Consider the following 22,805-nt stretch of genomic DNA (forward strand, 5'->3'; position numbering starts at 1 on the left):
TAATCGGAGTACGTTAAATAGAAGGGATGGAAACGAATATGGGATTTTTCAAAAATCAATTCTCGAATGTGGTGGAATGGGAAGAGTTCAGAGATGACATGATATTTTGGAAGTGGAGCAACCGGGAGATCAAGAAGGGGAGTAAACTTATCATCCGTTCGGGTCAGGACGCGATTTTTCTGAATAACGGTAAAGTGGAAGGGATTTTCGAGGACGAAGGATCATTTAATATCGATTCCGAGATCATTCCGTTTCTTTCTACCTTAAAAGGATTCAAATTTGGATTCAACAGCGGCATGCGGGTGGAGGTATTGTTTGTAAATACCAAAGAGTTCACCGTGCGTTGGGGCACGCAAAGTCCGGTATTGATTCCGACACCACAACTCCCGGGCGGGATGCCAATTCGGGCCAACGGAACATTTAATTTCAAAGTAAGTGACTATGTCACCCTGATCGATAAGATTGCAGGCATTAAGCAGAGCTATCTGGTAGAGGATGTCAAAATCCGAATTACTTCTGTGCTGGATCAGCTTCTAATGAAGTGGATTAGCCGTGAAGGGAAGGATATGTTCAACCTGCAGGCCAATGCATCGGATATTGCCAAAGGGATTCAGGAAGATCTGGATATGCAGATGATGGACATCGGCATTGGGATTACCGGTTTCCAGGTGATGAGCTTCAATTATCCAAAAGAGATTCAGGATATGATTACGAAGACCGCTTCGCATGAGATGATTGGTAATCTGCAAAAGTATCAGCAGGTCAGCATGACAGACGGCATCTCATCCGGTAAAGTACAGGGCGGCGGCGCGGCTTCCGATATGGCGGGCATGATGATGGGCATGAACATGGCCAACGAAATGATGAAGAACATGAACCAGAACAACAATGCCAATTCGTCTTCGAATCAAAATAACGACCAGAAGCCAGCGGGAAATAGCAACGGTGATTCAGGTACCTCTTCATCTACAGAGGGCAACAAGAAGCCTAACTTCTGTCCGAACTGTGGAGCCAAGAATGAAGGAGCCAACTTCTGTCCGAACTGTGGTCAAAAGCTAGGCTAATAAAATGAATACATGTAGGGTTAGGTTCGCAGGAAGTAAAGTTACTGCGGAGCTGGCCCTTTTTTGTTTGCAATCATAGTTAAAGCAACAGGGTGAAGAGCAGGGATGCAATTCATTTATTTTAGTTTTGATAAAACAGTTGACAACTAATCACAAATTATTTATATTTAAATTAAGATATTTAATTTAAATATAAATAACAACCACAAACAAATATCTTTAATCCATTACATGAGGAGCGATCAAGATGATGATCCCAACATTGACCAGAATTAATGAACTTGCAAGAAAAGCCAAAGAGGGCGGATTGACGGAGATGGAGAAAGAGGAACGGGTGAATCTTCGCCAGGAATATCTGCAAACTTTTCGCGGTTCGGTCAACGACATTCTCTTGAATGCAACCATCTATGATCCGAACGGCGATGACGTGACTCCTGATAAATTGAAACAAGAACAGGCTTCTCAAAATAGTAAATAGGCTTTAAACGAACATATATCTTAATTTAAAGATAATACAAACTTACTATAAATGAATCTACGATCTCAACAATCTCAATTGGCTCATTATCTCTAACACCTACCAAATCCAAAACATGCTTAACAAACCAAGGAGGAATTAATCATGACTATTCAAACAGCAGGTATTCACCATATTACAGCTTTCGCAGGAGATCCACAGGCTAACGTTGATTTTTATGCCGGAGTTCTGGGACTTCGTCTCGTGAAAAAAACAATTAACTTCGATGCACCTGATGTATACCACCTGTATTTTGGAGACGAACACGGAAGCCCAGGTACCATCATTACCTTCTTCCCATCCGCTGGATCACCACGGGGCAAAATTGGCGGAGGTCAGGTCGGTATCACTTCCTATGTCATTCCTCCTGGGTCGATTGGCTTCTGGCAGAACCGGCTGGAACAGTATAACATTGAGGTAACCAAAACAAGTCGCTTCAATGAAGAGCTGCTTCAATTCGAAGATAGTGAAGGCCTGCGGCTTGAGCTTGTGGAACGGGAAGAGGGAGCAAACAGCACTTGGGCTCACGAAGGAATTCCAACAGATAAAGCCATCAAAGGCTTTGGCGGTGCTGTCCTGTTCAGTGTTAATCCGCAAAGAACGATGGACGCTCTTGAGAAAATTTTAGGATTCGTCAGAGCTAGTGAAAATGAAGAGTATGCCCGTTTCCGGTCGAGTGGAGACATCGGTAATGTTGTGGATGTTCCGGTGACCCGTATACCTCTGGGCATGGGTGGGGCTGGAACGGTGCATCATATTGCATGGCGCGCCACAGATGACGTGGAACATGCACAATGGAGCGAAGCTGTACGCGATTACGGGTATCAACCGACTCCAGTTCGGGATCGTCAGTACTTTAACGCAATTTACTTCAGAGAAGCTGGCGGCATTCTGTTCGAGATTGCTACTGATCCCCCGGGATTTGCCAAAGATGAACCTGCGGATTCGCTCGGACAAAAATTGATGCTGCCAGAGTGGTTTGAGAAATACCGCCCTCAAATTGAGGACAATCTGCAACCAATCGTGGTAAGAACACTCAAACCTGCTACAACTGCGAAGTAATAAGGGTTCTATTACTATAACATCTAAGGAGCAACGAAGGATGATGGAGAAAAAGGTTACATGGCTGGAGCTGTTCTACGATCTGCTCTTCGTAGCAGCGGTCTCCAAAGCCGGTCATGTCTTGTTACATGCCGAACACGGAGTAATTACGTTTGAATACTTAATGAAGTTTGTGCTTATTTTTATCCCTGTTTGGTGGGCATGGGTTGGTCAAACCTTGTTTATTAACCGCTATGGCCAAGATATCCTGATCCATCGAATATTTCTCATCCTTCAGCTCCTGTCCGTGATGGTCATGACGGCGAGTCTCTCTACCCATTTTGACCAATACTACCTGTCCTTCTTCATAGGATATATAGGTTCACGGGCGTTTACGGCCATTCAGTATCTGACGGTTCACAAGTCGAAAAGCGAGCATCAGCAGAAAGCCGCCAAGTACTTGGGCATCTGTTTCCTCATTGGCATATTGATCTCATCAGGTTCACTATTCTTCGATTCCTGGCTACGCTACTTGATTTTGTATGCGGGAATTGCGGTGGACATCGTGCTTCCGTTGATTGGACGCAAAAATCTGGTGAAAGTACCGGTTCAGACTCATCATTTGTTGGAACGTTTCGCGCTCTTCACACTCATCCTGCTGGGTGAATCGGTGGTAAGCATTATCGCTGTGCTGCAAGCCGATCATTGGGATATGAAATCCATCCTGTTTGCCGCCTTTACAGCCATCTTTGTCATTGCGATGTGGTGGCAGTACTTCGACAACGTGGAGAAAAAAGTCAGCAAAGAGATTCAGACTGCCGGGCAAGCGATCATATACGGACATCTGTTCATCTACATCTCCATGAGTATGATCGCCGCGTCCATTCAGCTGTTGTATCAGAATCAGTTAAACTATGTGTTTATGATCGGGTTTGTGTTTGGATCTGTGCTGCTGTACTTCCTGTCGACCTCCCTTGTGTTCCATCGTTACAGACATGCACATCTACGACTCCGGCCACGTCATCTGGCAGTCATGGTAGGGTTGCTGGTGGCATTTGTCCTTGTGGATCTGGTCTACCGGGTTCCGGGCTACGTCATCATGGGTGAAGACATGTTGTTCTTCCTAGTGTATGCGAAACTTACGACTTGATATAGTGATCTAAAATGAAGAAAAGTCACGGACAACAGGCGTCCGTGGCTTTTTGTGATGCAGCAAATTCCGGCCAAGACTTAATAATATAAATAAAGCACAAATCTAATTTAATTTCTTCTAAGGAATCTGTTAATATGAGACTATGTACAAGTGAATCTACCAGATCATAGAATATCTTTTATATAAAATGAGCGTGCGTTTTGTTAGTTCATTTTATGTATAGCGATTCGTAGATATGGGGATGACAATCAGGAGGGAAATCATTGAGCACACATCAAATCGGAGTTCCATTGGAAGGGTTTGCAGAGTTTAGTCGTACGGTTGCTGCTGAAGGAGCCGTTTTACTCAAAAATGAAGGCCAAGTGCTTCCACTTCGTGAAAACGAAAACGTTTCAGTTTTTGGACGGATTCAAGTGAATTATTATCGCAGCGGCACGGGTTCAGGCGGTAGTGTCCATGTAGCCTACACAACCAATCTGCTCGATGGTCTGCGCAGCAAAAAGAATATAACGGTGAACGAAGAACTGGCAGCTGTCTATGAGAAGTGGATTGAAGAAAATCCATTTGATGATGGTGGAAAAGTATGGGCGGCCGAGCCTTGGAATCAGAAAGAAATGCCTTTGACGGATGAACTGGTTGCACAGGCCAGAAGCAAATCCAGCAAAGCCATTATCGTAATTGGACGTACAGCAGGAGAAGATCAGGATAATGCGGATGCGCCAGGAAGCTACCAACTGACCGAAGATGAGAAAGCGATGCTGAAGCAAGTCACTTCGCAGTTTGAACACACAATCGTAGTGCTGAATGTCTCGAATATCATCGACATGAGCTGGTTAAACGAAACGTATCTACATCCGATCCAAGGTGTGATTTACTCCTGGCATGGCGGTATGGAGGGTGGCAACGCGATTGCTGATGTGCTGGCGGGCGACGTTACACCAAGCGGTAAGCTGACAGATACGATTGCATATTCCATCGAAGATTATCCTTCGACAAGCAACTACGGCAATGAGTTCAAGAACCTGTATCAGGAAGATATCTATGTAGGTTATCGTTATTTCGAAACGTTTCGAACTGAGCGTGTTCAGTTTGAATTCGGTTACGGCCTGTCTTATACGACGTTTTTGGCCCAGCATGAAGAAGCGAAATCTGTGTCCAAAGATGGCGAAACCTACATTGAAGTTCGTGTCAATGTGACCAACTCAGGTACAACATATGCGGGCAAAGAGGTTGTGCAAGTCTATTATGAAGCACCACAAGGCAAACTGGGACAACCGGTGAAGGCTTTGGTGGCTTTTGGCAAGACAGGATTGTTACAGCCGGGCGAGTCAGAACTTCTGACGATCAGCTTCCCGATCCATGACATGGCATCCTACGATGATGCGGGTGTTACAGGTCATGCTTCCGCATACGTTCTGGAAGAAGGCACATATCGACTGCATGTAGGAACCAGTGTGAAACAAGTGCAGCACGTTAGCATCGATGGCCAGGATGGATATGTGATTGAATCCCTTCAATTGGTGGAGCAGCTGCAAGAAGCGATGGCGCCAACGGAAGATTTTACACGGATGAAACCAGGTATACGCAAGGAAGATGGATCATATGAACTGACGTATGCAGAAGTACCGAAACGTAAGATATCCTTGGCGAAACGAATTGAAGAGAATCTCCCGCAAACGCTGGAACAGACGGGCAACCAAGGCTACAAGCTGAGTGACGTTAAAGCTGGCAAAGTGAGTCTGGAAGCCTTTATCGCTCAACTGAGTGATCAGGACCTGGCAGCGATTGTCCGTGGTGAAGGCATGAGCAGTCCACTCGTTACTTCGGGAACGGCATCTGCATTTGGGGGTGTCAGCGACAGCCTGTTTAACTACGGTATTCCGGTAGCATGTACGGCAGATGGCCCGTCCGGTATTCGTATGGATAGTGGCGAGAAGGCAACACAGGTATCCATTGGTACGTTGCTTGCGGCGACATGGAACAAGGAGCTTGTTGAAGAGTTGTATGTGATGGAAGGACAGGAATTACTGAGAAATCAGGTAGATACCCTGCTCGGACCTGGACTCAATATCCGCCGGAGCCCGCTCAACGGCCGGAACTTTGAATACTTCTCCGAAGATCCACTGATCTCGGGTGTATTTGCCGCAGCATGTACGAAAGGTATCATGAAGGGTGGTTCCAATGCCACACTGAAACACTTTGCCTGCAACAACCAGGAGAAACACCGTAGCAAAGTAGATGCTGTTGTCTCTGAGCGTGCACTGCGTGAAATTTACCTGAAAGGGTTCGAAATCGCTGTAAAAGAAGGCGGAGCGAACTCCATCATGACCTCCTACAACCCGATTAACGGACACTGGGCGGCATCGAACTACGACTTGAATACCACAATTTTGCGCGGCGAATGGAATTTTGACGGAATCGTCATGACCGACTGGTGGGCGATTATGAATGATGTGACCGAAGGTGGAGAAGCGGATCGCAAATACACCAACTGGATGATTCGTGCGCAGAATGATCTCTACATGGTTGTACCGAACTACGGCGCAGAGATTAACGGCTGGGACGATAACACGATTGAATCCTTGGAAAATGGAACATTAACTCGCGGAGAACTGCAACGCTCTGCAATCAACATCTGCAAGTTCATCATGAATGCACCGGTGTCTGGTAGAAAACACGAGATCGTGGAGAACGTAGCTTCGTTCCAAGCGAATGCATCTCTATCTGCTGCACAGGCCCAGGTTCTGGTTGAGAACGCACAGGTGAAACCTGCGGTAGCTGAACCGGTTTACATGAAAGTGGACGAGGCTGGCCATTATCGGATTATTGTACAGATCATGTCCCCTGAGCCGGAACTGGCTCAAAGTGCATGTAACCTGCTCCTGAATGACCAGTTGGTAACCACCATTCAGACGAATGGTACGGAAGGCAAATGGATCAGACAGAAGCTTGTCAAAGTAGACCTTGAGGCAGGACTGTATGAATTGAAACTGGACTTCACCAAACCAGGTCTCCAGATTGATTGGATCGAATTCAAGCAGGTGTAGAGGTAATCAGAAATATCTTGTGATAGCAGCAATCAAAAGGTTGTTCTGTCATTCAAAGCAGAATACGTGGGTACATGACAAAGGACACTGTTTACGGGTGTCCTTTGTTGTAACACGGAATAGCTACTGTTATGATAGTGTTAGGAAATTCGTAGTTCTGAACAATGGGATCAGGGGTGTTGCGAAGAATGAGAAATTATAATTTTTTGAGTCCAATCCTGCTGGTTGTGGTGGCGCTGATTGTAAGAGGCCTGGTGACTAACCTAGGAGTTCTTTTCGGCTTATCACAAGAAGTGGCGAGTAATATTGCCATGATAGCCATGATTATTGCTGCACTGATTATGTTTAATCGAATGACGAAGGCTCGGCGTAGAAAATAGAAAAGCTCGGATAACCATAAGGTTATCCGAGACATGAAGACACCCTCGGGGTGTCTTTTTTTGTATTGACGTTCTGATCCTAACGTTTTAGACTATTGCTAATTGATAATAACATTATAAATAACAAAAATAACAAAATGTTTCAACAAAGCACATAACATACGTTGCACTCTCTATTTGCTAGCCCATTCCGGTACTCAAAGGAGAATCCATTCATGAAGATCATTGCCGACAAACAATATATCTTTCAGGAAGGTCAGCCTTTTCGGATTGTGCTCTGGAAGCTGACCGTAGCCCACAATGATGAAGAAGGACCGCAGGAGCGCTGATGAAGCGTTCAGTCGGTCCTTTATGTCATGGATCAGGCTGTGTGAAGTTCGAGTGATGGGTATCGATACGGGGTAAAGGTGCGAGGGTTGGGTGAGAACTCAAGATTACACTTTAAGAAGTATCTACTTACGACTTCATGCCTGCTGATGATTACCTTATTACGCATGAATAATCTTCGATGAAGTGAAGGGAGCGATCCTTATGGAAAGACAGCCTGTATTGGAAGTCATTGCTGTGGATGTGGAAGATGCCAAGGCAGCTGAGGAGGGAGGGGCCAATCGGATTGAGCTGGTGTCTGCGATGTCTGAAGGGGGGCTTACTCCAAGTTATGGCGTTATGGAGCATGTCGTGTCCCAGGTATCCATTCCGGTGTATGTCATGATCCGTCCCCACAGCCGCTCGTTCCGCTATAGCGCAGATGACATCCACGCCATGACCCGTGATATTCGCGTGGCAAAGAAACTTGGAGCCGCTGGCATCGTGATCGGAGCCCTCACGGGAGAGGGTGAAGTGGACCTTCTATCCTTGCAATCATGTATGGCGGAAGCTCAGGGTTTGGGCGTTACGTTTCATCGTGCAATTGATGTGAGCGCAAGCCTGACTGAGGCACTCAAGGCCATTAACACATTGGGCAATGTGGAGCGTGTGCTTACATCGGGAGGGAGACGGACAGCACCTGAAGCCATATTGGAACTGAAACAGCTTCAGGAACTGGGGCAAACCTTGAACATCGCTGTCATGGCAGGGTCTGGGGTCACCATAGAGGGAATTGAAACGCTAGTGAGTCAGACGGGCATCACGGAGATCCATATGGGATCAGGTGTACGCCGCGAAGGAAGCTTTGACCATCCCGCAGATTCACAGCTTATCGCTCAAGCCAAGCAGCAGTTATTACAGGCATCACTGCCATTCATGGACAGTAATGCGAAATGCAATCCGTAACGGTCCATAAAGCAAGGGTGGTCCAGTGACATGGCAATGCACGAAATAAAAGGAGGGATAACATCATGAATCATGAACTGCAATCAGCTGAATGGATTAAAACCGCAGCGCAGATCGGCCCAACCGAACGCCAGTTGAGATGGCAGGAGATGGAGTTTTACGCGTTTATTCATTTTACGGTAAATACATTCACGGATCGGGAATGGGGCACTGGGGAGGAAGAACCGTTGATCTTCAATCCTTCTGAACTAAGCGCAGCGCAATGGGTGCAGGCATGCAAGGCTGCCGGGATGAAGGGGCTGATTTTGACGTGTAAGCATCATGATGGATTTTGTTTGTGGCCAAGCCTGTATACAGCGCATACGGTCGCGGCCAGTCCATGGAGGAACGGTGCTGGGGATTTGGTTCAGGAAGTCGCCGATGCCTGCCGTGAGGGCGGATTGAAGTTCGGCGTGTACCTGTCTCCTTGGGATCGGCATGAAGCCACGTATGGAGATTCCGAGAGATATAACGAGTTTTTCCTCCATCAGTTACGTGAGCTGCTTACGAATTATGGCGATATCTTCTGTGTATGGTTCGATGGCGCGTGTGGTGAGGGTCCGAATGGCAAAAGGCAGATCTACGACTGGGATGCGTATTATGCGCTTATTCGTGAACTCCAGCCCGATGCTGTCATCTCGGTATGTGGACCGGATGTTCGTTGGTGCGGCAATGAGGCGGGGCATACGCGGGAATCGGAATGGAGCGTTGTGCCTGCGCATATGCAGGATAATGAGAAGATTCAGGAGCAATCGCAGCAGGTGGATGATGGTGAGTTTGCCACAAGGATCAATACGCAGGACAGTGATTTGGGAAGCCGAGAGGTCATTCGTTCCCAAGGCAAGCAATTGATCTGGTACCCTGCCGAGGTGAATACCTCCATTCGCCCGGGCTGGTTCTATCATGCCAGTGAAGATGATCAGGTCAAAACATTGGAAGAACTGCTCGCCGTCTATTATGGCGCAGTGGGGGGCAACGCCACCTTTTTGCTCAATTTGCCACCGGATACGCGTGGTCTCATTCACGAACGTGATGTGGAGCGACTACAGGAACTGGGTGATGCGCTACGTACCATTTTTCAGGAAAATTTGGCCTTGCAGGCGCTGGTAAAAGCATCGGAGACGATGGATGAACAACATGCTGTATCGGAGGTGCTGACGGAACGACGGGATACGTATTGGTGTCCTCATGAAGGAACGGAGCAGGCTTGGATCGAGCTGGATTTGCAGGAGGAAACAACGTTTGACCGGGTGGTGCTGATGGAACATATCGAGACAGGCCAACGGATTGAGCGTTTTACACTGGAGTCACAGAGGGCAGATGGGGGTTGGGAGGCGTTCTACACGGGGACTGTGGTGGGGTATAAACGAATTTGCTGTTTCCCCCAGGTCACATTGAGAAGGATGCGATTAACCATTCATGAATCCAGATGGTATCCTACGTTGTCCGGGTTAGGCATATATCTGAGCGAGCGGGGAGGGGTGTAACATGGCGCTGCTAACGTATAAAGGTTCACAATTCATGTATGGTGGCGAGCCCATTCGGATTCTGTCGGGTGCCATCCATTATTTCAGAGTGGTCCCCGAATATTGGGAGGATCGGCTACTCAAGCTGAAAGCCTGCGGTTTCAATACAGTGGAAACGTATGTGCCGTGGAATGTCCATGAGCCACAGCCGGGGCAGTATTGTTTTGAAGGCATGGCTGATCTGGAACGATTTATTCGCATTGCGGGAGATGTGGGTCTGTATGTGATTGTTCGTCCAAGTCCTTATATATGTGCGGAGTGGGATTTTGGTGGATTACCTGCCTGGCTGCTTGCTGATGATGATATCCGTCTTCGGTGTAATAATGCGAAATTTCTGGGGAATGTGGATCGTTATTATGATGTGCTTTTGCCCAAATTGAAACCCCTCCTTAGCACCCATGGCGGTCCGATCATCGCAATGCAAATTGAAAATGAGTACGGCAGTTTCGGCAATGACGCGAGTTATCTGCAATATTTACGGGATGGCATGGTAGAGCGGGGTATGGATGTGCTTCTGTTTACTTCGGATGGACCGACAGATCACATGTTACAGGCGGGATCGGTACCAGGACATCTGGCAACGGTCAATTTTGGATCAGGGACGCAAGGAGCGTTCGCCAAGCTGCGTGAATATCAGGCGGACGAACCTTTGATGTGCATGGAGTACTGGAACGGCTGGTTCGACCACTGGGGTGAGTCGCATCATACCCGGGGAGCCGCAGATGTTGCTGGTGTATTTGAAGAGATGCTTCGGGCAGGTGCTTCAGTTAACTTTTACATGTTCCACGGGGGAACGAACTTTGGATTTTATAACGGAGCGAACTGTCAGCAGAAAGATCAATATGAACCCACCGTTACGAGTTACGATTACGATTCACTCCTCAGTGAATCCGGGGAGCCGACAGCAAAATTTCATGCCGTACGTGCTCTTATTGCTCGGTATAGCGACAGCGGTCTGGGTGAGCTCTTGTTGCCTGAATCGAAGGGGGCATTCGCCTATGGTCGAGTGGAGTTGAACCAGCAGGCGTCATTACTGGCGCAGTTGGACCGGATATCCGTCCCGTTACAGCGTACGAATCCGGAACCGATGGAGAAACTCGGTCAGGATTATGGATTTATTTGTTATCAGACCCGAATATCGGGACCCAGGGAGCGACAGGAACTGGTGGTTCAGGAGGTGCGTGATCGTGCGCTAGTGTTTGTTAATGGGCAATTTCAAGGTGTGCTCGAACGGGGCAATACGGAATTATCGATTTCCTTTGAAGTACCGCCGGAGGGCGCAGATCTATTGATGCTTGTTGAAAATATGGGGCGAATCAACTATGGTCCGTATCTGAGAGATCCGAAGGGGATCACTGAGGGTGTGCGACATGGTTTTCAATTTCTATATGACTGGACGATTCATTGTCTGCCATTAACCGATCTGTCGAGTTTGCAATTTAACGAGCGATCTGCGGCAGACGATGAAGAAGGAGAGAGAGCGGGGAAAGGGCCAGCCTTTTACCGGGGAAGTTTTCAACTAACGGGTGTAAGAGATACTTTTCTGCGTCTGGATAGCTGGACCAAGGGCGTTGTATTTGTAAACGGATTCAATCTGGGACGCTACTGGAATAAAGGACCGCAAAAAACATTATACGTCCCTGCCCCGCTCCTTCGCGAAGGTGAGAATGAAATTACTGTATTTGAACTCCACGAGACGGGTGATCTGGCCGTTACGTTCGTGGATACACCGGATTTGGGCTAGGAAAAGGAAAATAGGTGAGCCATACGATTATTGGCAATTGTCGTGTCTGCCGGAAAAAGGTATACGTTGGGTATGGACAGCAACTACAGGAGAGGATGAGGAAAAATGAAAGTTGGACTAAGCACCTACAGTCTGCAACAAGCACTGGATCGCAAAGAATTAACCGTGCCGGATGCCATTCGCTGGATCGCCGATCAGGGTGGGGAGCATGTGGAGATTGTGCCCATGGGATTCAGTCTGATTGGAAATCCGGAGTTGATTGATGAGATTAAAGCTGTCGCAAAAGAGGTAGAAATCGATATTTCCAATTATGCCATCGGCGCTAACTTTGCTGTACAGGAGGACGCCGAAGCGTTGGAGCAAGAGATCCAGAATGTGATGCGACATGTGGATGTGGCTGCTGCATTGGGTGTAAAACTGATGCGTCATGACGTCGCTTTCCGTCCTTCACCGGAAGGAACCGTAGCACAGTTCGAGATCGACCTGCCTGTACTGGTGAAGGCTTGTCAGCGGATAGCCGATTATGCAGCGGGTTTTGGGATTACAACAAGCGTGGAGAACCATGGGTACTATGTGCAGTCGAGTGAGCGAATTCAGCGTTTGCTCCACGAAACGGCGCGGGAGAACTTCAAAACCACCCTGGATGTTGGTAATTTCCTCTGTGTGGATGAAGATCCAGTGAGTGCGGTGAAAAATAATATTCCGTACGCGTCGATCGTGCACGCCAAAGACTTCTATTGGAGACCTTCCTACCGTAATCCCGGTGAAGGCTGGTTCCAAACCTCGCACAGTAATTACCTGCGTGGTGCCATTGTGGGCCATGGTGATATTAACATGCCTGAAGTTATGCGTGTGTTAAAACAATCGGGGTATGACGGATATATCTCGGTTGAATTTGAAGGCATGGAGGATTGCAAAACCGCCTCACGCATTGCCATGGATAACGTCCGCCGCCTATGGGAAGAGGCATAGGGCTTAGTGCTTGTTTTAAATGAAATATGACTTGTTATGTAGGGCTCAAAAAGAAAGTTAATTCATTCAGAAAAGGTAGTGGAGGGGCGAAATCGATTCTGAAGAAGCGAAGCGTGCGCCTTTATCCCCGGATTTCCCCTTTGCAAAAAGGCGAGTGAAGAAATCTGGGGATAAGAGTGATCGGAAGAACGATTCGTAACCGGAACGTCTACTCTGCAGAACTTTAATTTTATTTATGGAGGAATCAGCACTATGTCCAAATTGAAAGTCGCCGTCATCGGTGCCGGATCCATATCCGATTGCCATTTGCAAGCCTACGCCAGTAACCCGGACGTTGAAATATACGCCATCTGCGACCTGAATGCAGCACGTGCCGCAGAAGTGGCGAAGCAATATAATGCACCTCATGTGTTTACCGACTACAAGGAACTGCTCGCAATGCCCGAGATTCATTCCGTCAGCATCTGTACATGGAACGACTCCCATGCCGAGATTAGCATTGCTGCGCTGGACGCAGGCAAAAACGTGTTATGTGAAAAACCGCTCTGCCAAACGGTGGAGGATGCGCTCGAAGTAGAAAAAGCCGTTCATCGCAGCGGAAAACTGCTGCAAGTGGGTTTTGTTCGCCGCTATAGCGACAATGCACAGATTCTGAAGAAGTTCATTGACGAGGGTGAACTGGGCGAGATCTATTATGCCAAAGCCTCCAGTCTGCGTCGTTTGGGCAACCCAGGTGGCTGGTTCTCCGATATCAACCGCTCCGGCGGTGGCCCGCTGATCGATATCGGGGTGCATGTGATCGACATTTGCTGGTATCTGATGGGCAGACCGAAGGTGAAATCCGTGTCCGCTAACGTGTCCAACCGATTGGGGAACCGTTCGAATATTAACAATCTGTCGTTCTACAAAGCAGCAGATTATGATGCGGAACAGAACACTGTTGAGGATATGGCGAATGCCCTAATTCGTTTCGAAAATGGCGCGAGCCTGCTCGTGGATGTAAGTTTCACGCTCCATGCCAAAGCAGATGAGACTTCGGTCATGCTATATGGTGACAAAGGCGGTGCCGAGCTGGAGCCGGAAATCTCGATTATTGGCGAGAAATTCAACACCATTTTGAACATGACCCCACAGGTGGATTTCAAATCATTCGACTTTATGGGCTCGTTCCGCAATGAAATCAACCATTTCATCGATAGTACGCAGGGCCGCAAAGAAACGCTTAGCCCAGTAGAAGACGGCGTCGAAGTAATGAAAATGCTCTGTGCCATCTACGAATCAGCTCGTGAGGGACGCGAAATTACGATGTAAATGGTGGCATTGTATCTCGTGGATGTGGGTCCTCCATGTGGCTATTTCACGTTGATACTTAACTACTCCCGTGGCATTAAAGGTTATGAACACTTCGCTACCTTCTCAATGAAAAGCCCCGCTCCGGGCGAGATTCGGAGTCGTCCTCTTTGCTTGCGGTTGGAATAAAGCATGGGAGCGAGCGCTAACGAATCTGAGGCGTCTTATTGAAGGATCTGAAGCCCCAGTAGAAATCTAAAGAACCTGAGACACGCTATATGAGATTAAATAGCAGTTGACGGCGTTTTTATCAGCTAATTTCGGGAAATAACGTGTCTGACGTTCCTTACAATTTAAAAAGAGGATCAAAAGGCTAAATAAGACACGCTGAGTTCCTTAGAAAACTTCCTACCCATTCTCCAGGGTTATCCAGTTTACATTTCCCCAGAGGAAAGAGGAGGAAATAACGGGTCCGTGATTGAAGATGGCACCACAATCGAAATAACAAAGTTACTACGCCCCATAATAGTTAAACATATCGTTTACGCCAAAACCGAGAGTGCAGAACCTATCCGAAGAAGCAAAGCTAAAAGCTTCAGAAGATCCTACCACACTAAAAATGACAGGATTTAATATGTCCTTTTTAGTTGAACTAAACGTTTACACGATAACGGAGAGGTCAGAAAAAATCTGAAGAAGCGGAGCGCTCGCCTTTATCCCCGGATTTCCCCTCTAGGGAAATAATCAAAAAATCTGGGGGTAACAGCGATCGGAAGATTATTCTGACCGCGTAGTGGCCGAGTGTAAACCTATGTGTTCAGCGTTTGACATGAAATCCAGAGGAGATGAAACAGGATGAGCGAAACCAAAGAAACCGTACTGGAGCAGGAAGAGCAGATTGTCGAAGCCGGGGTGCACAATTTTAGCAAAGAGGAAGAGTGGATCAGACCGGAGGATCCGCTGCTGAATGAACGGCTGGAGTGGTTCAAGGATCAGAAGCTGGGGCTGATGATGCACTGGGGGCCGTACTCTCAGCTTGGCCTCGTGGAGTCCTGGGCGCTGAGCGACGAGGATGGCGATTGGTCGCGCGATGACATCGACTGGACGGATGACATGGAAGACTTCAAACGGGAATATTTCGATCTGAACAAAACCTTCAATCCGATTCGTTTCCAGCCCGAGGAATGGGCACAGATGGCAGCAGATAACGGGTTCAAATATTTCCTGTTTACCACCAAGCACCATGACGGTTTCTGCATGTGGGATACCAAGACGACGGATTACCGGATTACGGGTAAGGACACGCCTTTTCATACCCATAAGTATGCGGACATCTGTCGAGCACTATTTGACGCTTTTCGGGCTAAAGGACTCGGCATCTCAGCGTATTTCTCCAAAGCGGACTGGCATACCCCGTATTACTGGGCACCCGGTATGGAGCGTGGACGCCATATGTGGCGCGGGCCCTCGTATGACCCCCATAAGTATCCGTGGCTGTGGGAGCAATTCGTAGAGTTCACACATGAGCAGATCATGGAGCTGCTGACGAATTACGGACGGATTGAGTGTCTGTGGCTGGATGCCGGCTGGGTGCGCGAAGGTCGCCATGGGCAGGATATCAGGCTCGGAGAAGTCGTGGAGCGGGCACGTCAGACCACACAGCCGTGGCTCCTGTCCGCAGATCGCACCGTGGGTGGGCCGTATGAGAATATCGTTACCCCCGAGCAGACCATACCGGAACATCCGATGAACATTCCATGGGAGAGCTGTATTACCGTCGGCAACTCCTTTGCCTTCGGATTCGATGATCAGTATAAAACGGGAAGACAGCTGGCACATATTCTACTCGAAGTCGTGTCCAAGGGTGGTAACCTGGCGCTGAATGTAGGACCACAACCCGATGGGCGTTTGCCCAAAGGGGCAATTCGAGGCATCAAGGGCCTCGGTGAATGGCTGGGTACTCATGGAGAAGGGGTCTATGGAACCCGGATCTGCGGGCCATATTTTACGAAAGATTGGGCCTTCACGCAGAAGGAAGAGATCAACACCGTATATGCCTTCCGTTTATACCGAAACGAACATGAGACCGCACAACCACAGTTAGTCATTCCGTATTTAGAAAAGGTAGAGCGGGTCGAACTCATCGGTAGCGATGACGTACTTACGTATCAGCATACGGAAGACGGACTTCTCGTGGAACTTCCACAATCAGTTACAACCAGTGCATTACCCATCACACATACGTTCAAATTGATCACAAGCGCATAGAGATTGTTCCAAGAGTTCCCCTTATCTGTGCTGAATCGGTAACTTTTTGAACATGCATGCACAGAACGCCATGTCAATTCCGGGGGAGATCTAACCACCTCCGGGATTTTTTTATTTATACATAAGGAACGTAATTCCCACCAAAAACAGTTCGTAATCGCTTGTCACACAAGGGTTTATGGAATAAAGAGAAGTCGGAGAAAATTGCAAATTGATAAAAGTTTACCGTGAGATGTACTATCAAATTAAGAAAGCGCTACCTGATATGAATGTTTACATCAATTGTGTTTAACAAGGAATTTAGATCAGGAAAAAGGATGTTTAAGAGATGTAAATGTAATGTATTATTACACTTGAGGTGTAGAAGGAGTGACGCAAATGAGTCGAGCTACGGAAAGCATACCCGCCAAGATGGAACTCCAGCAGAGGAAACATGTGGAGCCCAAGCGGCAGCATCCATTCATCAAAAGCCTCAAGAAGCACTGGGAGCTCTACCTGCTCGTGCTGCCCCCGGTGTTGTATCTGTTGATCTTCAAGTACATTCCTATGGTGGGTGTTCAGATCGCCTTCAAGGACTTCAGTGTGGTCAAAGGAATCTGGGGAAGCCCGTGGGTTGGATTCAAACACTTTGAAGCCTTCTTCCAATCTCCAAACTTCTGGCTGTTAATCAAAAACACGATAGGCATCAGCTTCTATTCCTTAATTGCGGGTTTCCCTATTCCAATCCTGCTGGCGCTGGCGCTGAATGAGATTCGAACGGGTTACTTCAAGAAGACCGTACAGATGGTCACTTACGCTCCGCATTTTATCTCCACCGTTGTCATGGTATCCATTATCATTCTGATGCTCTCCCCCCATGTGGGCGTGGTAGACAAGCTGTTCACACTGCTCGGCTTTCCGATGACCAACTTCATGGGTATTCCCGAATACTTCAAATCGATATATGTCTGGTCAGGTGTCTGGCAGGGCATGGGATATTCATCCATTATATATATCGCAGCTCTTGCTGGTGTTGATCCATCTCTCTATGAAGCAGCGAAGATGGACGGCGCATCAAGGCTTCGGAAAATATGGCACATCGACCTCCCATCGCTCGTTCCAGTCACCGTTATCATGCTGATTCTGAGTCTGGGCAGCATTATGGGCGTGGGCTTCGAGAAAATATACCTGATGCAGAATCCGCTCAACACAAGCGCTTCGGAGGTCATCTCCACGTATGTGTACAAGGTGGGTCTGATCGGAGCCAATTTCAGCTTCTCCTCGGCAGTAGGGTTCTTTAACTCCATTATCAACCTGATCCTGCTGGTTATCGTCAACGGCATATCGCGCAAAGTATCCCAGAACAGCTTGTGGTAAAGGAGGAGTTTATCCATGTTCAACCTGATTAATCGTAACCGGATCAAGGACCCGCTTGGTGACCGCATTTTCATGACATTCAACTACATCTTTCTATTCGCCATACTGCTAACGGTGTTTTATCCACTCTTGTATATCATCAGTTCTTCATTCAGCTCTTCACGGGCCGTCACATCCGGTCAGGTGTGGCTGTTCCCGGTCGACTTTAACATTAAGGCGTACATCTCCATATTCAAAAGCCAACAGCTTATGCTCGGTTTTTATAACACGATCATTTACACCGTGGTGGGCACGTTCATTAACGTGACACTGACTGTCATGCTGGCGTATCCCTTGTCCCGTAAGTCATTCTACGGACGAGGAGCCATTATCATTTTCATGATGATCACAATGTTCTTCGATGGTGGTCTGATTCCCACCTACCTCCTGATGAAGGACTTGCACCTGCTGGATACACGTTGGGCGATGTGGTTGCCCGGGGCGCTCGCGGTGTTCCAGGTCATCGTGGCAAGGACGTTCTTCCAATCTTCCATCCCGGAAGAGCTTGGGGAGGCCGCAGAGATGGATGGTTGCCGGGATATCCGGTATCTGATTAGCGTGGTTCTTCCTTTATCAAAGCCCATTCTGGCGGTTATGACACTCATGTATGCCGTAGGTCACTGGAATGCGTACTTTGATGCACTGATCTATCTGCGCTCTGAGAAATTGTTCCCTCTCCAGTACGTGCTGCGCAATCTGCTTATCCTGAACGCGGCTGATCCGGCGATGCTTGCCAATACCAGCCAACAGTTGCGGGATCAAGGGTTTGAGCAGGTGTTGAAATATGCACTGATCGTTGTCGCAAGTATTCCCATTCTGATCATGTATCCATTTGTACAGAAGCATTTTGTTAAAGGAGTCATGGTTGGTTCCCTCAAAGGTTAATCCTTGTGAGTTAAGCCCGGTTGCCTCTTGAAAGGAGGTGGAAGGAACACGCCGGCTTCCGGGAGTGATTGGATACGTGTGCACTACAACTCAATAATTTGCCGTTTTGAACAAAAAGGAGGAGTCAGATTGAGAAAATCTTGGATTTCGATGTTGTTTCTGGTCTTTGCTTCGATGGCTTTGTTGTCCGCATGTAGTTCATCTGAGGAATCGGGTGGAAGTAGCGACGGTAGCGGGGAGAGCGGCGGCCCTGTAACCATGACCTTCTTTGCTCCGCAAGGCAAAGCGTCCATGGAAGAGAATGAATTTACCCAATTTATCGAAGACAAGTTCGACGTTACCCTAAAATGGGATCTGGCCCCAACGGACGCCTTGCAGGATCGCAGACAATTGCTGCTGGCCAGTGGTGATTATCCGGAAGTGTTTCTTCACGGCAAGTTCACCACTTCAGACCTTCAAACCTATGGAAAACAGGGCGTGTTCCTTCCGCTACAAGATCTGATTAAGGAGTATGGTCCGAACCTGACCAAGATTATGGAAGAGAAGCCATATTTCAAAGAAGCCATTACAGCACCGGATGGCAACATCTATGCACTGCCGATCTTCAATGAATGTTACCACTGCACGTATGCACAGAAATACTGGATCAACACAGAGTGGCTCGATAATCTGGGTCTGAAAATGCCAACGACAACCGATGAACTGTATACCGTTCTGAAGGCGTTTAAGACACAAGATCCCAACGGTAACGGGAAAGCGGACGAGATTCCACTTACGGGTGCACCGAACAAGTATGTATGGAATGGCAACATTGATGCCTATCTGATGAATAGTTTCATATACAATGACAACGACAAATACCTGATCGTGAACGATGGCAAGGTGAGTTTTGCCGCTAATCAGGAAGGGTGGAAGAAAGGGCTGGAGTACATGAACAAGCTGTATGCAGATGGCCTGATTGATCCAGCTTCCTTCACGCAGAACGATCAGGCGATTGGACAGCTGGGGAACAAAGAAGGTGATGAAGTGGTCGGCTCCATTACAACGGCGCTGGTCAGCTATCTCGTAAATACCTATGACAAAGACATCACTCGTCACCAGCACTGGGATATTGTCCCTCCATTGAAAGGGCCGGATGGCGTGCAGACAACAGGCGCCACGCAGAGCGTCGGTGAATTTGAGTTTGCCATTACCAACAAAGCGACAGAAGCACAGCAGATTGCCGCCATCAAAATTGTGGACTACATGTTCAGTGAAGAAGGTGCACTGTACGCGGAGTATGGACCAACCGAAGGCAAGGGCTGGAAGAAGGCAGATGCTGATGAGAAAAACATCAATGGCGAGCCTGCCAAATACAGTTACTACAACCTGCCTGAGCGTGATCCAAACGTTGTTGTGAATGAGAGCTGGTCACAGATCGGAGCGCATGACTTGTCCAACACATTCCGTAATCTGTTTGCCGAAGGGCAGAATCCTTTGGAAGCAGAGGGTTATGGTACACGTCTGGCTCAAGCTACCAATGTGTATGAACCCTATGCACCCAAAGAAGTATATCCTGCGAACGTGTTTATCCGTCCAGAGGATACGGAATCAGCTGCACAATTAACTACTGCTATCAAGAATTATGTGCAGACGAATATGGCACAGTTCATTATCGGTAGCAAGAGCATTGATAAGGAATGGGATGCATATGTCAAAGGCTTCGATGGTCTTGGGCTGAGTAATTACCTTGAGATCTACCAGCGCGCCATCGAGAAGAATCAATAATTGTTGAAGGATTCCATATAGAGGCTGTCCCGTCTGTCACCCGTGACCGGGACAGTCTTCTCCTATGACAACCCCACGTCATCCGATATAATGTACTGAATATTTATGGAAAATTAACGATCAGCACAGATGTTTGTCGTCATTCAGCATGAACAGTAATGGTGGGGGGATCTCGGAGATGAACAACAATTGGTTTAGACGTTTGCTGTTATCGTATCTGCCTGTTTTCTTTATTGTGACGACCATTCTATTCTTTATTTTCTTCCAAGTTTTTAATGAACAGAACCGTAGAGAAGCGCTTAAGGCCAATGAATTCCTGGCCTCACAAGTCACGCAATATCTGGACAACTCTTTGCGTTCCATTGACTTCAAGGTACTGCGTGAGATACTGACCAACCCTAACTTGAAGAATTATTTCTCGGTATCTGGCAGCGATGATGTGTATGCCGGCATTCAGGCGGTCCAGGTGGTTGATGAATTGAAAATAGAGTATCCGTTGATCGATTCGATATATCTCGTTCGATATGGAGATGGTACGGTCTTCAGTAACGGGAAGGCTGTTCAGATTGAAGAGTTCCCGGATGCAGACTTTATTGCAGATAGCCGGACGAGGGATGAACAAAAGTGGGCAGGGGCACGAGCATTCCGGGCTTTCCCTTCACAAGCAACGGAGCAGGTGATTACGATTGTGCGAAGTGTAGGGAACGGCAAAGGACTTGTAGTCACCAACGTGGACCTAAGTACCCTGAGGAAGTCCATCATGCAGATGTATGATCCGGAATTTACGTTCGTGAACATTTTCAACCGATCAGGCGGCAATCTGTGGGATAGCAGCAGACCAGAAGGGGTTACAGCTTCGACTAAAACTACTTCGGGAGAAGTCTTCTCTGAATTTACGTCAAGCTATAGCGGTTGGAAGGTGCAGACAGGTCTCAATAACGGCAAAATCGTCAAATTGGCTCTGCAATTTTATAATATCTGGTTTGCCTTTGCTGTAGTGGTTGTGTTAATTGGCGTGGTATGGGTGATCTATGTGACCCGCAGAAACTACAAGCCGATTCAGCAGATTGTCACGTTAATTCAGACCGTCTCTTCGCAGAAGCAATCCGGACTGAATTATGGCAAAGAGAACGAATTCCGTTTCATCCATACCACGCTGGAACGCATGATTGATCAAACGAGACAATATCAGGAGGAGCATGAGGAGAATCTGATTTTGCAGAAAAGGATGTTCTTTCAGGAGTTGCTGGAGGGCACACGAGACTTTACGAGTACGGAGCTGACAGCGGAGATGAAGAAGTTCAAACTGCCTGGGTTGGAGCATCGTTGGGCTGTCATGGTAGTCGAGATGGATCGGTATGATGCATTTGTGACGGAGTATCATGATCAGGACCAATCCCTCCTGAAATTCGTGTTATCCAGTATTCTGCAGGAGAGTACACGTCATGAAGGAACGGATGTATGGGCTGAATGGATCTCCGATCAGCGTCTGTACGCTATCCTCTGGATCCCGGAAATGGAACAGGCGGAGGAGACTGAGCATCGATTGCTCGCTGGTTATCTGGACAGAATCGACCAGTATCTGAACTTCACTGTGACCATTGGTGTGGGTCGGGTTGCTGTCGATATTCGGGGGTTGAGAGCTTCATTGAAAGAAGCTGTGCACGCGCTGGAGTACAAGGCTGTACTGGGAATGAATCGCATCATTCCGTGTAGCGATGTACCGAATTCGACCAATGATGTGTATGAGTTCCTGAAGACCATCTCACTGCTGGTGCAGGCGATGCGTTTATCGGACGATGTGTGGGAAAAGCATTTTCAAAGACTGTTTGAACAAATCAGTGAGTCCGTTCTGTCCCGTCAGGAGATTATGAATACGATCCAATTGTTATTTCAACATTACAATCGGGAATTTGCCGAACTTCCACGGGAGTATCAGGATTCGTGGGCCGCTATATTTACCCCGCTTCTCCCAAGGCTTGAGGGCTGGGAGACGTTAGATGATCTGCGTGAGCTGTGCTGGGAAGGGTTCCGGGAACTGGCCCTGCAGATGAAGACGCTGCAATGTTCGCGTAAACACAGATCTCATATTCTGGAGATTCGCAAATATATTGAAGAGCATTACAACAATCCCGATCTGTCGCTGAACTACCTTAGTGATCGATTCGATATTAATCCGAAGTATCTGAGCAAGCTTTTCAAGGATGAGATTGGGGAGAAGTTCGTGGATCTGCTCATTAGTCATCGCATTGAAAAAGCCAAACTGCTCATGCAGGAGACCGATAAGGCCATTCAGGAGATCAGTGAGGAAGTGGGATATACCAACTATAATTCCTTCAACCGGGCTTTCAAGAACGTGGTGGGTATGGCACCAAGTGACTACCGGAAAGCCATGTGACGCAAGTTCACGCGCCTAACTAATTCCGAACGCATAAGGAGAATGTG

General features: G+C 47.7%; 16 protein-coding genes. All 16 read left to right on the forward strand.

The window, feature by feature from the left end; translation table 11 throughout:
* Nucleotides 1-38 precede the first annotated feature (38 nt).
* Nucleotides 39-1,064, forward strand: coding sequence for an SPFH domain-containing protein (locus MHH93_RS15630; RefSeq protein WP_500054772.1), 1,026 nt, complete (start codon nt 39-41; stop codon nt 1,062-1,064).
* A gap of 250 nt (nt 1,065-1,314) precedes the next feature.
* A complete protein-coding gene (locus tag MHH93_RS15635; RefSeq protein ID WP_500054920.1) occupies nt 1,315-1,542 on the forward strand; it encodes a DUF896 domain-containing protein in 228 nt (75 codons plus the stop codon).
* 144 nt (nt 1,543-1,686) lie between these two features.
* Nucleotides 1,687-2,643: a ring-cleaving dioxygenase gene (locus tag MHH93_RS15640; RefSeq protein ID WP_500054773.1), complete on the forward strand. Its 957-nt coding sequence runs from the start codon at nt 1,687-1,689 to the stop codon at nt 2,641-2,643.
* A gap of 40 nt (nt 2,644-2,683) precedes the next feature.
* Nucleotides 2,684-3,772, forward strand: coding sequence for a low temperature requirement protein A (locus tag MHH93_RS15645; protein WP_500054774.1), 1,089 nt, complete (start codon nt 2,684-2,686; stop codon nt 3,770-3,772).
* Between the two features lie 266 nt (nt 3,773-4,038).
* Nucleotides 4,039-6,822 carry a glycoside hydrolase family 3 C-terminal domain-containing protein gene (locus MHH93_RS15650; protein WP_500054775.1) on the forward strand — a complete coding sequence of 928 codons (2,784 nt, stop codon included), beginning with the start codon at nt 4,039-4,041 and terminating at the stop codon, nt 6,820-6,822.
* A gap of 188 nt (nt 6,823-7,010) precedes the next feature.
* Nucleotides 7,011-7,202 carry a hypothetical protein gene (locus MHH93_RS15655; RefSeq protein WP_017691199.1) on the forward strand — a complete coding sequence of 64 codons (192 nt, stop codon included), beginning with the start codon at nt 7,011-7,013 and terminating at the stop codon, nt 7,200-7,202.
* A 531-nt stretch (nt 7,203-7,733) separates the two neighbouring features.
* The gene (locus MHH93_RS15660; RefSeq protein ID WP_500054776.1) at nt 7,734-8,474 is read left to right on the forward strand and encodes a copper homeostasis protein CutC; all 741 of its coding nucleotides are present in this window, start codon (nt 7,734-7,736) and stop codon (nt 8,472-8,474) included.
* A 65-nt stretch (nt 8,475-8,539) separates the two neighbouring features.
* Nucleotides 8,540-10,000, forward strand: a complete 1,461-nt coding sequence (locus MHH93_RS15665; RefSeq protein ID WP_500054777.1) for an alpha-L-fucosidase — start codon at nt 8,540-8,542, stop codon at nt 9,998-10,000.
* A gap of 1 nt (nt 10,001) precedes the next feature.
* A complete protein-coding gene (locus MHH93_RS15670) occupies nt 10,002-11,783 on the forward strand; it encodes a glycoside hydrolase family 35 protein (protein WP_500054778.1) in 1,782 nt (593 codons plus the stop codon).
* Nucleotides 11,784-11,888: 105 nt separating this feature from the next.
* Nucleotides 11,889-12,755: a sugar phosphate isomerase/epimerase family protein gene (locus MHH93_RS15675; protein ID WP_500054779.1), complete on the forward strand. Its 867-nt coding sequence runs from the start codon at nt 11,889-11,891 to the stop codon at nt 12,753-12,755.
* Between the two features lie 252 nt (nt 12,756-13,007).
* On the forward strand, nt 13,008-14,066 hold the full coding sequence (locus MHH93_RS15680; protein WP_500054780.1) for a Gfo/Idh/MocA family protein: 1,059 nt from the start codon (nt 13,008-13,010) through the stop codon (nt 14,064-14,066).
* 834 nt (nt 14,067-14,900) lie between these two features.
* Entirely contained in the window at nt 14,901-16,313 is a 1,413-nt protein-coding gene (locus MHH93_RS15685) for an alpha-L-fucosidase (RefSeq protein ID WP_500054781.1), read from the forward strand.
* 378 nt (nt 16,314-16,691) lie between these two features.
* Nucleotides 16,692-17,669 (forward strand): ABC transporter permease, encoded by a 978-nt coding sequence (locus tag MHH93_RS15690; RefSeq protein ID WP_074093076.1) that lies wholly within the window; start codon nt 16,692-16,694, stop codon nt 17,667-17,669.
* A gap of 15 nt (nt 17,670-17,684) precedes the next feature.
* Nucleotides 17,685-18,593, forward strand: coding sequence for a carbohydrate ABC transporter permease (locus tag MHH93_RS15695; RefSeq protein WP_500054782.1), 909 nt, complete (start codon nt 17,685-17,687; stop codon nt 18,591-18,593).
* Between the two features lie 129 nt (nt 18,594-18,722).
* Nucleotides 18,723-20,360: a type 2 periplasmic-binding domain-containing protein gene (locus MHH93_RS15700; protein ID WP_500054783.1), complete on the forward strand. Its 1,638-nt coding sequence runs from the start codon at nt 18,723-18,725 to the stop codon at nt 20,358-20,360.
* Nucleotides 20,361-20,538: 178 nt separating this feature from the next.
* Entirely contained in the window at nt 20,539-22,758 is a 2,220-nt protein-coding gene (locus MHH93_RS15705) for a helix-turn-helix domain-containing protein (RefSeq protein WP_500054784.1), read from the forward strand.
* Nucleotides 22,759-22,805 lie beyond the last annotated feature (47 nt).

The organism is Priestia sp. FSL H7-0729 (assembly GCF_038005685.1).
In the GTDB taxonomy this organism is placed as follows: Bacteria; Bacillota; Bacilli; order Paenibacillales; family Paenibacillaceae; genus Paenibacillus.

Coding starts and splice junctions, on each gene's coding strand:
- MHH93_RS15630 (WP_500054772.1), top strand. CDS start 39: ATGGGATTTTTCAAAAATCAATTCTCGAATGTGGTGGAATGGGAAGAG.
- MHH93_RS15635 (WP_500054920.1), top strand. CDS start 1,315: ATGATCCCAACATTGACCAGAATTAATGAACTTGCAAGAAAAGCCAAA.
- MHH93_RS15640 (WP_500054773.1), top strand. CDS start 1,687: ATGACTATTCAAACAGCAGGTATTCACCATATTACAGCTTTCGCAGGA.
- MHH93_RS15645 (WP_500054774.1), top strand. CDS start 2,684: ATGATGGAGAAAAAGGTTACATGGCTGGAGCTGTTCTACGATCTGCTC.
- MHH93_RS15655 (WP_017691199.1), top strand. CDS start 7,011: ATGAGAAATTATAATTTTTTGAGTCCAATCCTGCTGGTTGTGGTGGCG.
- MHH93_RS15660 (WP_500054776.1), top strand. CDS start 7,734: ATGGAAAGACAGCCTGTATTGGAAGTCATTGCTGTGGATGTGGAAGAT.
- MHH93_RS15665 (WP_500054777.1), top strand. CDS start 8,540: ATGAATCATGAACTGCAATCAGCTGAATGGATTAAAACCGCAGCGCAG.
- MHH93_RS15670 (WP_500054778.1), top strand. CDS start 10,002: ATGGCGCTGCTAACGTATAAAGGTTCACAATTCATGTATGGTGGCGAG.
- MHH93_RS15675 (WP_500054779.1), top strand. CDS start 11,889: ATGAAAGTTGGACTAAGCACCTACAGTCTGCAACAAGCACTGGATCGC.
- MHH93_RS15680 (WP_500054780.1), top strand. CDS start 13,008: ATGTCCAAATTGAAAGTCGCCGTCATCGGTGCCGGATCCATATCCGAT.
- MHH93_RS15685 (WP_500054781.1), top strand. CDS start 14,901: ATGAGCGAAACCAAAGAAACCGTACTGGAGCAGGAAGAGCAGATTGTC.
- MHH93_RS15690 (WP_074093076.1), top strand. CDS start 16,692: ATGAGTCGAGCTACGGAAAGCATACCCGCCAAGATGGAACTCCAGCAG.
- MHH93_RS15695 (WP_500054782.1), top strand. CDS start 17,685: ATGTTCAACCTGATTAATCGTAACCGGATCAAGGACCCGCTTGGTGAC.
- MHH93_RS15705 (WP_500054784.1), top strand. CDS start 20,539: ATGAACAACAATTGGTTTAGACGTTTGCTGTTATCGTATCTGCCTGTT.